General features: G+C 72.5%; 11 protein-coding genes. 10 read left to right on the top strand and 1 reads right to left on the bottom strand.

Annotation, left to right across the window (positions count from 1 at the left end; all coding sequences use genetic code 11):
• The first annotated feature begins 185 nt into the window (after positions 1-185).
• Both OG485_RS09995 and OG485_RS09990 read left to right on the top strand, forming a co-directional pair.
• Positions 186-1,667, top strand: a complete 1,482-nt coding sequence (locus tag OG485_RS09995; protein ID WP_328666881.1) for an amino acid permease — start codon at positions 186-188, stop codon at positions 1,665-1,667.
• Between the two features lie 42 nt (positions 1,668-1,709).
• Complete coding sequence (locus OG485_RS09990; RefSeq protein WP_015661832.1) at positions 1,710-2,162, top strand: Lrp/AsnC family transcriptional regulator; 453 nt, start codon at positions 1,710-1,712, stop codon at positions 2,160-2,162.
• Positions 2,163-2,316: 154 nt separating this feature from the next.
• Here the strand turns inward: OG485_RS09990 and OG485_RS09985 are convergent, their stop codons facing one another.
• Positions 2,317-3,057, bottom strand: coding sequence for a GntR family transcriptional regulator (locus OG485_RS09985; RefSeq protein ID WP_328666861.1), 741 nt, complete (start codon positions 3,055-3,057; stop codon positions 2,317-2,319).
• Between the two features lie 211 nt (positions 3,058-3,268).
• On the opposite strand from OG485_RS09985, the gene OG485_RS09980 reads away from it, so the two are divergent.
• The 8 genes from OG485_RS09980 to OG485_RS09945 all read left to right on the top strand — a co-directional run bounded on the left by OG485_RS09980 (position 3,269) and on the right by OG485_RS09945 (position 12,491).
• Positions 3,269-4,426 (top strand): ABC transporter substrate-binding protein, encoded by a 1,158-nt coding sequence (locus OG485_RS09980; protein WP_328666858.1) that lies wholly within the window; start codon positions 3,269-3,271, stop codon positions 4,424-4,426.
• Positions 4,423-5,331: an ABC transporter permease gene (locus OG485_RS09975; protein ID WP_328666856.1), complete on the top strand. Its 909-nt coding sequence runs from the start codon at positions 4,423-4,425 to the stop codon at positions 5,329-5,331. The genes OG485_RS09980 and OG485_RS09975 overlap by 4 nt, the downstream gene beginning before the upstream one ends.
• Positions 5,319-6,137 carry an ABC transporter permease gene (locus tag OG485_RS09970; RefSeq protein ID WP_328666855.1) on the top strand — a complete coding sequence of 273 codons (819 nt, stop codon included), beginning with the start codon at positions 5,319-5,321 and terminating at the stop codon, positions 6,135-6,137. Before OG485_RS09975 ends, OG485_RS09970 begins: the two co-directional genes overlap by 13 nt.
• A gap of 2 nt (positions 6,138-6,139) precedes the next feature.
• Positions 6,140-7,201 carry an ABC transporter ATP-binding protein gene (locus OG485_RS09965; RefSeq protein ID WP_328666853.1) on the top strand — a complete coding sequence of 354 codons (1,062 nt, stop codon included), beginning with the start codon at positions 6,140-6,142 and terminating at the stop codon, positions 7,199-7,201.
• Between the two features lie 446 nt (positions 7,202-7,647).
• Entirely contained in the window at positions 7,648-9,132 is a 1,485-nt protein-coding gene (locus tag OG485_RS09960) for an HAD-IA family hydrolase (protein ID WP_328666851.1), read from the top strand.
• Positions 9,133-9,306: 174 nt separating this feature from the next.
• Positions 9,307-11,610 (top strand): sensor histidine kinase, encoded by a 2,304-nt coding sequence (locus tag OG485_RS09955; RefSeq protein WP_328666848.1) that lies wholly within the window; start codon positions 9,307-9,309, stop codon positions 11,608-11,610.
• Complete coding sequence (locus OG485_RS09950) at positions 11,600-12,103, top strand: roadblock/LC7 domain-containing protein (protein ID WP_328666846.1); 504 nt, start codon at positions 11,600-11,602, stop codon at positions 12,101-12,103. Before OG485_RS09955 ends, OG485_RS09950 begins: the two co-directional genes overlap by 11 nt.
• A 46-nt stretch (positions 12,104-12,149) precedes the next feature.
• Positions 12,150-12,491 carry a DUF742 domain-containing protein gene (locus tag OG485_RS09945; protein ID WP_326791038.1) on the top strand — a complete coding sequence of 114 codons (342 nt, stop codon included), beginning with the start codon at positions 12,150-12,152 and terminating at the stop codon, positions 12,489-12,491.
• Positions 12,492-12,572 lie beyond the last annotated feature (81 nt).

The following is a 12,572-nucleotide window of genomic DNA, read 5'->3' as shown; positions in this document are numbered from 1 at the left end:
GATGGGATGAACGCAACGATCTTGCGGAGATGCGCAAGGTTGCTGCATTACGCCCGGGAAGCCCGAACTCATAGGGTCGAGCGCTGTACACAGGCGTGGCGGGGACCCCGCTCGGCGGGTCCCGGCTGTCAGGGGTGCCGCCGGTTCCCGTCCTCTTCGACCGGCAGCGATGAAGGAGCCAGCGCGTGCTCGACCAAGGCGCACCCCCGCAGTCCCCACCCACGTCAGCCCCGCCCGCCCCGGGTGTCGGCGCGCGTCTCATGCGCCGCAAGCCGGTGGAACGCCTGGTGGAGGAGGGCGGACACGGTGAAGGGGGCTCGCTGCGGCGCTCCCTCGGCCTGTGGCAGCTCACCATGATCAGCATCGGTGCCACGCTCGGCACCGGCATCTTCGTGGTCCTCGGCGAGGCCGTCCCCAAGGCCGGGCCCGCGGTCACCCTGTCCTTCGTCATCGCCGGCCTCACGGCCCTCTTCTCCGCCCTCTCCTACGCCGAGCTCGCCGGCACCATCCCGGTCGCCGGATCCTCGTACTCGTACGCGTACGCAACGATGGGCGAGCTCATCGCCTGGATCTGCGGCTGGTGCCTGGTCCTGGAGTACGGCGTCTCGGTCGCGGCCGTCGCGGTCGGCTGGGGCGAGTACCTGAACGAGCTGCTCGACGGCACCATCGGCGTCACCATCCCGGACGCGCTGTCCGCGCCGCCCGGTGACGGGGGCATCTTCAACCTGCCCGCGCTCATCGTCGTCCTGCTCGCGATGGCGTTCCTGCTCGGCGGAGCGCGCGAGTCGGCGCGGGCCAACACGATCATGGTGGCCGTGAAGATCGCCGCGCTCGTGCTGTTCTGCGCGATCGGCGTCCAGGGTCTGCGCTCGGGCAACTACGAGCACTTCATGCCGCTCGGCATGGCGGGCGTCAGCGCCGCCGGCGCCACCCTGTTCTTCTCCTACATCGGCTTCGACGCCGCCTCCACCGCCGGTGAGGAGGCCAAGGACCCGCAGCGCGACCTGCCGCGCGCGATCATGCTCTCGCTGGTCATCGTGACCGCCCTGTACGTCCTCGTCGCCGCGGTCGCCGTCGGCGCGAAGCCCTGGCGGCAGTTCAACGACTCGGAGGCCGCGCTCGCCGGGATCATGAAGGACGTCACCGGGCAGACCTTCTGGGGCACCCTCCTGGCGGCCTGCGCCGTCATCGCCATCGCCAGTGTCGTGCTGACCGTGCTCTACGGCCAGACCCGCATCCTCTTCGCGATGGCCCGGGACGGCCTGGTGCCCAAGGTGTTCGCCCGGGTGCACCCGAAGACCGGCACGCCCCGCGCCAACACGGTCATCGTGTCGCTGTTCTGCGGCGTCCTCGCCGCCGCGATCCCGCTCGGCCAGCTCGCCGACGCCACCAGCATCGGCACGCTGTTCGCCTTCGCGCTGGTCAACGTCGCCGTCGTGATACTGCGCCGGACGCGCCCGGCCATGCGCCGTACGTTCCGGGTTCCGCTCGCGCCGGTGCTGCCCGGGATCGGCTTCCTGCTGTGCGTGTGGATGATGGCCAGTCTCTCCGCCGTCACCTGGGCGGTCTTCGGGGTCTGGATGGCCGTCGGGCTCGTGTTCTACTTCAGTTACGGCTACCGCCGGTCCCGGATGGCGACCGCGGAAGCCGTCGCCGAGCAGCCGTAGAACCGTCGCAGGAACCCCTCGCAGAAAAGTGAACCACCCGCAGTGCTGAACGATCTCGACGAACGCATCGTGCACGCCCTCGCCGAGGACGCCCGTCGCTCCTACGCGGACATCGGGCAACTGGTCGGCCTGTCCGCCCCCGCCGTGAAGCGGAGGGTCGACCGGCTGCGGGCCACCGGGGCCATCACCGGGTTCACCGTACGGGTGGACCCGGCGGCGCTCGGCTGGGAGACGGAGGGTTTCGTCGAGATCTACTGCCGCCGGAACACCTCGCCGGAGACCATCCAGCGCGGTCTGGAGCGGTACCAGGAAGTCGTGGCCGCCTCCACCGTCACCGGGGAGGCGGACGCGGTGGTGCAGGTGTTCGCCTCCGACATGCGGCACTTCGAGCGGGTGCTCGAACGGATCGCGGGGGAGCCGTTCGTGGAGCGGACGAAGTCCGTGCTCGTGCTGTCGCCGCTGCTGCGAAGGTTTTCCTCGGGGTCGCCTACTTAGTCGGCGCCCCCATAACCGCAGGTGCGCCGCAGGGGGTGGGGCTGTGCCTCTGCGCGGCCGCGGGCCCGTCGTGGCTGGGCGCGCAGTTCCCCGCGCCCCTGACGGGGCGCTCCCGGCGGCCCGCGTGACGAGGCCCCCTCGGCCCAGGGGGCCTCTACTCGGCCGTCTTCCTGGCCAGGGCGTTGTTGCCGATGGAGTTGTGCACGCTGAAGCTCACGGCGTCCGAGCGGTAGCGGTCGTCGGACCACTCCACCGGGCGGCCCTCGCGGGTGGTGGTGACCCGGCGGACGCGCAGCAGGGGACTGGTGCGGCGGACTCCGAGGAGGTCGGCGTCCTGGGCGCTCGCCGCGACGGCGTCGATGACGTGCTCGCCGTACGCGAAGACCAGGCCGGTGTCCTCGAGGAGCCGCTGGGTGACGGACGGGCACTCCGGCTCGATCGCCGCGACGGCGGGGGAGATCCAGTCCGCGTACACCGTGCGCTCCAGCAGCACCGGTTCGCCGTCCAGTCCCCGGACCCGCAGCACGTGCAACACCGGCGTCCCCTCCTGGAGCTGGAGGCGGACGACGTCCTCAGCCGTCGCCGGACGGTACTCCTGGGCCACCACGTGCCCCGTCGCCTCGCGCCCCATCGCCCGCGCCCACTGGGCGAAGCTGCGCAGTTCGGCGAAGCTCTGGCTGCGACGGCCGGCCAGGACCACGCGCCGGGCGCCCTGGCGCGACCCGATGAGGCCCTCGGCGGTCAGGGCCGCGACGGCCTGGCGGACCGTGCCGCGCGCGACGCCGTAGTGGGCCGCGAGGTCCGTCTCCGCCGGCAGCAGACTGCCCACGGTGTACTCCTCGCGGTCGATCGCCCGCCGCAGCTCCTCGGCGATCTCCTCGTGTCGCGCCGTCATTCTTCCCCTCGGGTTCGACCGCTGTGCACAGTCTGATCAGCCTAATCGACGTCGGACCGTGATCCGCGGTGGCCGGAACTATGCAGGGAATAGGGGGCTGTGGTTTCACCGACGTTCATGAACAGGACACCGGCGGCGGGCCTACTGGGGCCAACTTGTTCAGACAAGTTTTTCGCTTCATCCCACCCTCGTGCGTCACCCTGGAGAGACCGTGACCGTGTTCCTGCCGAGGACCGCCCTCCTCACCGGCGGCCTCGCCGTCGCCGCAGCACTCACCCTGAGCGCCTGCGGCGCCGCTCCCGACGACAAGGCGGCCACCGCCGACGGCAAGAGCGCGGCCACCGCGACCTCCGCCGCGGACTTCGGCGGTCTCGACGCCCTGGTCAAGGCCGCGAAGAAGGAGGGCACGCTGCACGCGATCGCCCTTCCCCGCGACTGGGCCAACTACGGCGCTCTCATCGACGGCTTCACCAAGAAGTACGGCATCAAGATCCAGGTCGAGAGCCCCGACGGCTCCAGCCAGGACGAGATCAACGCCGTCACCTCGCGCAAGGGCCAGGACCGCGCCCCCGACGTCCTCGACCTCGGCAGCTCCTTCGCTCTGAGCGCGGCCCAGCAGGGGCTGCTCGCCCCCTACAAGGTGACCGCCTTCGGCGACCTCCCCGAGGGGCAGAAGGACACCGCGGGCCGCTGGTTCAACGACTACGGCGGCTACATCTCCATCGGCTGCGACGCCAAGAAGGTCAAGGAGTGCCCGACGACCTTCAAGGACCTGCTCAAGCCGCAGTACAAGGGCCAGGTCGCGCTCAACGGCAACCCCACCAAGTCCGGTTCCGCCTTCGGTGGCGTGTACGCCGCCTCCCTGGCCGACGGCGGCTCCTTCGACGACATCCAGCCCGGCCTCGACTTCTTCGCCCAGCTGAAGAAGAACGGCAACTACACGCCCGTCGAGTCGACCCCGGCCACCGTCGAGAAGGGCGAGACGCCCATCAGCATCGACTGGGACTACCTGAACGCCGGATACGCCGACGAGTTCAAGTCCAAGGGCGTCGACTGGAAGGTCGCCATCCCCTCCGACGGCCAGTACGCCATGTTCTACTCCCAGGCCATCAACAAGGACGCCCCGCACCCGGCGGCCGCCCGCCTGTGGCAGGAGTACCTGTACAGCGCCGAGGGCCAGAACCTCTGGCTCAAGGGATACGCCCGCCCGGCCCTGATGACCGCGCTGGAGAAGGCCGGCACGCTCGACAAGACCGCCGCCGCCAAGCTCCCCGCGGTCTCGGGCACCCCGAGCTTCCCGACCGAGGCCCAGCAGAGCAAGGCCAAGACCGTGCTCGCCCAGGGCTGGGGCAAGGCCGTCTCCGGATGACCACCGCCCTCACCGAGGCCCCGGCCGACGTGGCGCCCGCCGCTGCCCACCGGCAGCGGCGGCGCCGCCGCGCCACCGGCCCGCTCGCCGTCCTCCCGCTGCTCGTCTTCGTGGCGATCTCCTTCGGCGTCCCCGCGCTCGCCATGCTCAACGGCGCGTTCACCGTCAAGGACCAGGCCACCGGCGCCAGTTCGTACACCACGGCCAACCTGACCGGTTCGTTCCAGGGCGCGTACCTGACCGCCCTGATCGGCAGCGTCAAGCTGTCCGCCGTCTCCGCGGGCCTCGCGACCGTCCTCGGACTGCCGCTCGCCCAGGCTGTGGTCACCTCCCGCTTCCGCGCGCTGCGCGAGGCCGTGCTCACCGCCTCCGGGGTCCTCGCGAACTTCGGCGGTGTCCCGCTGGCCTTCGCCTTCGTCGCCACCCTCGGCAACTCCGGTGTACTGACACGGCACTTGAGCCTCACCGACAAGGGCTGGAACCTCTACAGCTTCTGGGGCCTGGTGGTCGTCTACCTGTACTTCCTGATCCCGCTCATGGTTCTCACCATCACGCCCGCCCTCGACGGCCTGCGCCCCCAGTGGCGTGAGGCGGCGCGGAACAACGGCGCGACCTCCGTCCAGTACTGGCGGCACGTGGCCCTGCCCGTCCTCGCGCCCTCGCTCCTCGGCGGGCTCGTGCTCCTCTTCGGCAGCGCCTTCGCCGCGTACGCCACCGCCGCCGCCATGGTGGGCAGTGCGGTGCCGCTGGTCACCCTGCAGATCGCCGACGCGATCTCCGGCAACGTGCTGGTCGGCCAGGAGAACGTGGCGCTCGCCCTCAGCCTCGACATGGTCCTCATCGCGGGCCTGGTCATGGCCGTGTACCTGCCCCTGCAACGACGGAGCGCGCGATGGCTCGCCTGAACCTGTGGCGCTGGGCCGTCCTCGCCCTCGCCGCGCTGTACTTCCTGGTGCCCATGGCCGCGTCCGTGATCTTCACGGTCGACGTGCCGGGACAGGGCGTCACCTTCGACGCCTACCGCTCGATCGTGTCCGCCGACGGATTCGTCTCCAGCCTGCTGCTCTCGCTGGAACTCGCCGCCGTGACCATCGCCGTGGTGCTGCTCCTGATGGTGCCCGCCACGGTCGCGCTGCGGCTCGGCTCGCCCCGGCTGCGGCCGGTCGTCGAGGTGGTCTGCTCCCTGCCGCTCGTCGTGCCGCCGATCGCGTTCGTCGCCGGTATCTCCACCGTCCTCAAGTGGGGACCCGAACACCTCTCGCGCACTCCGCTGTTCCAGACGTTCGTGGCGATCCAGGATCCCGGCTTCCCGGTCGTCCTCGTCCTCGCGTACGTCGTGATGGCGCTGCCGTTCGTGTACCGGGCCCTGGACGCGGGACTGCGCGCCGTCGACGTGCGCACGCTCGTCGAGGCGGCCCGGAGCTGCGGCGCGAGCATGCCGCAGGCACTCGTGCGCGCGGTGCTGCCCAATCTGCGCGGCGCGCTGCTCAACGCCTCCTTCCTCACCCTGGCCCTGGTGCTGGGCGAGTTCACGGTCGCCGCCCTGCTCGGCTATCAGCCCTTCGCCGTGTGGATCTACAGCGTCGGCGGCTCCCAGGCCCAGATGTCCGTCGCCGTCTCCGTGCTCAGCCTGTTCCTCACCTGGGCACTCCTCCTCGCGCTCGCCGTCCTCGGCGGCCGCTCCCGTACCGCTTCCGCCTCCCGGGGATGAACATGACCGTCGCCACGCTCGACAAGGCCGCCACCGTCGAATTCCGGGGGCTCCGGCGGGAGTTCGGCCCGACCGTCGCTCTCGACGGCCTCGACCTCACCGTCCGGCCCGGTGAACTGCTCGCCCTGCTCGGTCCCTCCGGCTGCGGCAAGACCACCGCGCTGCGCATGCTCGCCGGCTTCGAACACCCCGACTCCGGCGAGGTGCTGGTCGACGGCGAGGACATCACCCGGGTTCCGGCGCACCGGCGCGACGCGGGGATGGTCTTCCAGTCGTACAGCCTCTTCCCGCATCTGAACGCACTGGACAACGTGGCCTTCGGACTGCGGATGCGCAAGGTGCGTACGGCCGAACGGCGTTCCCGTGCGGCCGAGTTGCTCGATCTGGTGGGCCTCGGGGACAAGGGCGGGCGGTTCCCGCACCAGCTTTCCGGCGGCCAGCAGCAGCGGGTCGCCCTGGCCCGCGCGCTCGCCCTGCGGCCCCGTGTCCTGCTGCTCGACGAGCCGCTGTCGGCGCTGGACGCCAAGGTGCGGCTTTCGCTGCGCGAGGAGATCCGCCGGCTCCAGCTCGAACTCGGCATCACCACCCTGTTCGTGACCCACGACCAGGAAGAGGCGTTGTCCATGGCGGACCGGGTCGCGGTGATGCGGGCCGGACGGCTCGAACAGTGCGCGTCGCCCGCCGACTTGTACGGGCGTCCCGCCACCGCCTTCGTCGCCGAGTTCGTGGGCACGATGAGCCGGATCCCGGGGACCCTCGACGGCGACCGGGTCGAGGTGCTCGGCCGACGGCTGCCGGTGGACGGGGACGCGCCCGCACCGGGGGAGGTGGATGTGCTGGTACGCCCCGAGGCGGTCCGGGTGAGCGCCGACGACGCGGGTGACGCACGGGTCGTGGCCACCGCGTTCCTCGGCGCGGCCACCCGGGTGACCGTGCGGCTCGCCGACGGCACCGAGGTCAAGGCCGACCTGCCCACGCACGAGGCCGCGACGCTCGCGTCGGGCGCCGCCGTGACCGTCACCCTGCCGGACCGTCCGGTCCTGGTCGCCGAGCGCACGAGCTGAGGCACACCCGGTGCCGCCCCGGACCACGGGTACCCTCCCGGGCCAGCGGCCAGCGGCCAGCGGCTTCCGGGTACCGGCCTTTGGCTCCGGCTCCCGGCCTTGGCTTCCAGCACGGCTCTTGGTTTCCGGCCTCGGGCTCACGGCTCTCGGCCTCGGCCCGATCCTCGGCTCAGGGCCTCCGGCTTCCGGCCTGGCTCTTGGCCCCGGCAGCGGCTTCCAGCCCCGGCCTCCGGCTTCGCGCCTCTGGCTACTGGCCCCGGCTCCCGACCCCGACCCTTGCCCCGACCCTTGACCCCTGAACCCGACCCCCGCCGCCGGCCGCACGTGCCGCCCCGGTGCCTGTGGCCGGGATTCCGCCCCGGCCCCGGGGCGGCAGGCGGTCCCCCGACCCCCGGGGCGGGGCCACCGCACCACGCTCGATCCCCCCACCGATGAAAGAGATCACCGTGACCCGTCGCACCACCGCCCGACCTCCCCTCCAGGCCGTTCTGTTCGACATGGACGGCACGCTCGTGGACACCGAGCGGCTGTGGTGGGAGGCGGTGGAGGAGGTGGCCGGCGGGCTCGGGCACGTACTGACGGCGGCCGATCAGCCGCATGTCCTCGGACGGCCCGTCGAGCACACCGCCGCATGGCTGGCCGGTGTCACCGGAGCGCCGGCAGAGGAGACCGCCGTCGAACTGCACCGGCAGTTCGCGGACCGGGTCCGTACGGGCGTCGTGCCGCGCCCCGGGGCGAGGGAACTGCTCCGGGCGCTCGCCCGCGAACGCGTGCCCACCGCCCTCGTGACCGCCTCCCCGCGCGCGGTCGCCGACACCGTGCTGGAGGCACTCGGCACCGGACACTTCGCCGTTTCCGTCACCGCCGACGACACCGGGCGCACCAAGCCCGCCCCCGACCCCTACCTCGCCGCCTGCCGCGCCCTCGGTGTCGACCCCGCGGCCTGCGTCGCCGTCGAGGACACCCAGACCGGTGTCACCTCGGCCGAGTCGGCCGGCTGTGCCGTCCTCGCGGTGCCCTCGCTCGCGCCGATCGAGCCCGCGGCGGGCCGGACCGTGCTCGGCAGCCTGGAAGGCGTCTCCCCGGCCCGGCTGCGGGCCATGGTCGCCCCGGGTGAGCTGCGGGTGATGAGCTGGAACCTCTGGTTCGGCGGCACCAGGGTCGACGGGTACCGCGAGAAGCAGCTCAAGGTCATCACGGAGACCGGCGTGGACGTGGTCGGTCTCCAGGAGACGTACGGGGACGCGGCCCGCGAACTCGCCGACGCCCTCGGCTGGTACCACCACCGGGCGGGCGACAACCTCGGCGTCATCAGCCGCCACCCGATCACCTCCGTGCTCGGCGACCCGGACGTCGGCTTCTACGGGGGAACCGGGGTCCGGATCGAACTGGACGGCGGGCAGCGGGTGGACGTCTGGAGCGTCCACCTCGACTGTGCCCCGTACGGTCCCTACGAGGCCCGCTTCGACGGGCTCCCGGCGGCCGGACTGATCGCGCACGAGAGCGGCCGGCTCGCCCGGATGCGGGAGATCCTTCGGGGGGTCGCCGACACCCGCGACGAGTCCGTGCCGGTCGTCCTGACCGGTGACTTCAACGCGCCCTCGCACCTGGACCGGCCCGATGTCGCCTGGCCGGTGACACGGGCCGCCGAGGAGGCGGGCCTGCGCGACTCCTACCGGGAGGCCCACCCCGACCCGGTACGGGAGCCGGGACACACCTGGTCGCCCGTCCACGCCGAACACGAGGACGGCAGCGGGCGCCCGGAGCCGCAGGACCGGATCGACTTCGTCCTGCACCGGGGCCTGACCGTCCTCGACTCCCGCACCCTGGTCAGCGGTGATCCGCGGCCCTGGCCGGATGTCGCGGGCAACGACTGGCCCTCGGATCACGCGGCGGTCGTCACCGTCTTCACCGTGCCGAGGGGCGACTGACGGGACGGATCCGGTGACGGCGCGCAGCGCGCGTTGAACGCTCAGTCAGTCCGGACCATTGCGGTCCGGGCGCGACATCGACTAGTTTGAGCCGCGCGCCCGCTACCCGCGAGTAACACACGGGTCACCACACGTCACCCGGCCACCCGACCGTCCCGTCGTCCTGGGGAGACCATGCGCTGGCCCTTCGGCCGTACGCCCACGGTCCGTTCGCGGATCGTGGCCCTCTCGATCGCTCCGGTGATCGCCCTCATGACGCTGTGGAGTTTCGCCATGGTGTCCGTCACCGGCGATCTGCGCGCACTCGTCCGTCTGCAGGACGTCTACAACACCTTCGGCACCCCGGCCGACACGGCGATCGGCCAGATCCAGATCGAACGCCGCCTCGCCGCCGCGTACCTGGGCGCGAAGCGCGGGACGACGGCGGGCGTCGACCTGCTGGCACAGGAACGCCGCACCGACCGCGCCGTGACCGCCCTGCGCGCGGCGGTCAGGGACGGGGACCGCGGCAGCCTCTCCGGACAGCAGCGCCGGGCGCTCGACGCCCTGCTGCACTCCGTCGACGGGCTGGAGGGGCTGCGCGGCCGGGTGCTGGCACACACCGTCACCTGGGACCGGGCCGTGGCCGAATACAGCACCCTGGTGGAACCGTCCTTCGACGTCCAGTCCGCGCTCACGGCGCTCCAGGCGGGACAACTGGCCCGTGAGGCCCAGGTCGTCGTCGAACTGGTGCGGGTACGGGAGTTCGTGTCGCGCGAGGACGCGCTCGTCGCCGGGGCACGGGCCGCCGGCACGCTCACCGACCGCCAGTACGACACCCTCACCGCGACCATCGAGGACCGCCGGGTCTTCGAGCAGACCTACGTGCCCGACCTGCCGGCCGACTCGCGCGCCCTCTTCGAGACCTTCCAGCGCGACGACCTGCACCGGGAACTGACCCGGGGCGAGGACGCCCTGCTGCGGGCGGGCGCGCGGCAGGCGGGCGAGGCCGTCGCGGCCGGCACCTGGCGCACCACCAGCGACCGTGCCGTCAAGCGGTACATGCGGCTGTGCACCCAGTCCGCGATCAACTCCGCCGCCCGCGGGCGGGCGTTCGCCTACCGGGAGCTGACCAAGGCGGCGATCGTCGGTGTGCTCGGACTGGCAGCCGTCGGACTGTCCCTCTGGTTCGCGGTGCGCGGCGCCCGGCGCATCTCGCGCCGTCTGGAGTCGCTGCGCGACGCCGCCGACCTGCTGACCAACCGCCAACTGCCTCAGGTCATGGAACGGTTGGGAGCTGGTGAGGAGGTCGACGCGGCCGCCGAGGCGCCGCCGCTGGCGGACGTGGAGGCGGTGGCCGACGAGATCGGCCAGGTCGGCCGGTCCTTCAACACCGCCCGGCTCGCCGCCGTCGAGGCCGCCGTCAAGCAAGCCACCCTGCGCCGCGGGCTGTTCGCGGTGCTCCTGAACATCGCCCGCCGCAACCAGGCGCTCGTCCACCGCCAGCTCAAGCTGGTCGACACGCTGGAGCGCCGTACCGACGACCCCGACGTCCTGGACGACCTGTTCCGGATCGATCACCTCACCACCCGCATGCGGCGCCACGCGGAGAGCCTCATCATCCTCTCCGGCTCGGCCCCGGGCCGCCGTTGGCGACGGCCGGTGCCCGTCGCCGAGGTGGTGTCCTCCGCGGTGAGCGAGATCGAGCAGTACACGCGTGTCGTGGTCCCCCCGATGCCCGAGGTGGGCGTCGCGGCGGACGCCGTCGCCGACGTCGTCCATCTCATCGCCGAACTCGTCGAGAACGCCACCGTGTTCTCGCCGCCCCGCACCCAGGTCACCCTGCGCACCGGGCGGGCCGGGAGCGGGTTCGTCCTGGAGATCGACGACCGGGGTCTCGGCCTCGAACCCGACCAGATCGACGAGGCCCACCGCACCCTCACCACACCGGAGGACTTCGACCCGACCCGGCACGACCGGCTCGGCCTGTACGTCGTGGGCCGGCTCGCCGCACGGCACGGCATCAAGGTCACGCTGTGCCGCTCCCCGTACGGCGGTACGACGGCGGTGGTGCTGCTCCCCGAGGCCGTCCTCGCACCGGTGGAGACCACGCTCCTGGCGGCGGACACGGCTCCGGCGGCGCTTCCCACCCGGACCGCCACCGCGCTCCTGCCGGCACAGCGCAAGGCGTCCGGGGAACAGCAGGCCGGCTCCGTGCCGCCGGAAGCCCCGGAGCCGCCCGTGCTGCCCACCCGGGTCCGTCAGCGGGCCCTGGCCCCGGAGCTGCGCACCGCGGCACCGGTGGCCGACGAGACGCCGGAACGTGAGATCACGCCGGAGGAGATGCGCGCGGTCTTCGGAGCCTTCCAGCGTGGTCTCGACCGAGGCCGCAAGGGACTGCCCGCGGAGCCGGACACCGGCGGGCCCGGCTCCGCGCCGTCCGGCCCCGCGCAGCGAACCGACACAGAGGAAGGGACGGACGCCGACGATGCGCCCTGACCAGCTCCCAGAGCACCCCGTCCGGACCCTGGAGGCCCGGCACCCGGATCCGGCGGGCGGCGGCCTCGGGTCCGGGGACGACGCCGACCGGCCCGGCACCGATCTCGGGTGGCTGCTCGACGATCTCGTGGCCAGGACCGACCACGTCCGCCAGGCCGTGCTCCTCACCGCCGACGGCCTCCCGCTGAGCTGCTCGGACGGCATGCGCAGACGGGACATCGAACACCTCGCCGCGGTCTGCTCGGGCTTCCACAGCCTCGCCCTCTCGGTGGGCGAGCGCTTCGCCGCGGGCGGGGTGCGCCAGACCATGGTGATGCTCGACGACGCCTACCTCTTCATCACCCCGGCGGGTGACGGGAGCCGGCTCGCCGTGCTGAGCGAGGTCCAGACGGACGTCGGCCAGCTCGCGCACGAGATGGAACTGCTCGTCCGCCGCGTCGGCCGCCACATGGCCGCCGCCGTACGCTCGGCGGCCGACCCCGCGGGCCACTGATCCGGCTGTGACCGACGAGCACTGGTACGAGGACGAGACCGGGCCGATGGTGCGGCCCTACACCGTCACCGGGGGCCGCACCCGGCCCTCGCGGCGGCACGTCATCGACCTGATGTCGCGGGTCACGGTCCTGGAGACGGACGCCGGGCGGCCCGGTCTCGACCACGCGGCGGCCGCGCTGCTCGACCTGGCCCGCCGCGGCCCCCGGCCGGTCGTCGAGCTCGCCGCGGACGCCGACCTGCCGCTGACCGTCGTACGTGTCCTGCTCGGCGACCTGGCCGAGGCCGGTCTGCTGACCATCGACGAGCCGTACCGTCCGCCGGACGGCGCTCCCGCGGCCGACCCGGAGCTGCTCCGCGAGATCGTTGAGCGGCTGCGCGAGCTGTGACCCCGGCCGGGAGGGCATCCCGGGGCCGGGGATCCCGGCCCCGGGGACCCCGAGCCGGGATCCCGGGCCGGCGGATCCCGC

The sequence above is a fragment of the Streptomyces sp. NBC_00328 genome, assembly GCF_036139655.1.
Classification (GTDB): domain Bacteria; phylum Actinomycetota; class Actinomycetes; order Streptomycetales; family Streptomycetaceae; genus Streptomyces.
Note: the sequence above shows the minus strand (reverse complement) of the source record. Positions and strands in the feature narration are given on the sequence as shown.

Excerpts from the sequence above, each read along its gene's own strand:
- OG485_RS09970 (WP_328666855.1), top strand. The coding sequence starts at position 5,319 with ATGGCTCGCCTGAACCTGTGGCGCTGGGCCGTCCTCGCCCTCGCCGCG.
- OG485_RS09955 (WP_328666848.1), top strand. The coding sequence starts at position 9,307 with ATGCGCTGGCCCTTCGGCCGTACGCCCACGGTCCGTTCGCGGATCGTG.
- OG485_RS09965 (WP_328666853.1), top strand. The coding sequence starts at position 6,140 with ATGACCGTCGCCACGCTCGACAAGGCCGCCACCGTCGAATTCCGGGGG.
- OG485_RS09945 (WP_326791038.1), top strand. The coding sequence starts at position 12,150 with ATGGTGCGGCCCTACACCGTCACCGGGGGCCGCACCCGGCCCTCGCGG.
- OG485_RS09975 (WP_328666856.1), top strand. The coding sequence starts at position 4,423 with ATGACCACCGCCCTCACCGAGGCCCCGGCCGACGTGGCGCCCGCCGCT.
- OG485_RS09950 (WP_328666846.1), top strand. The coding sequence starts at position 11,600 with ATGCGCCCTGACCAGCTCCCAGAGCACCCCGTCCGGACCCTGGAGGCC.
- OG485_RS09985 (WP_328666861.1), bottom strand. The coding sequence starts at position 3,057 with ATGACGGCGCGACACGAGGAGATCGCCGAGGAGCTGCGGCGGGCGATC.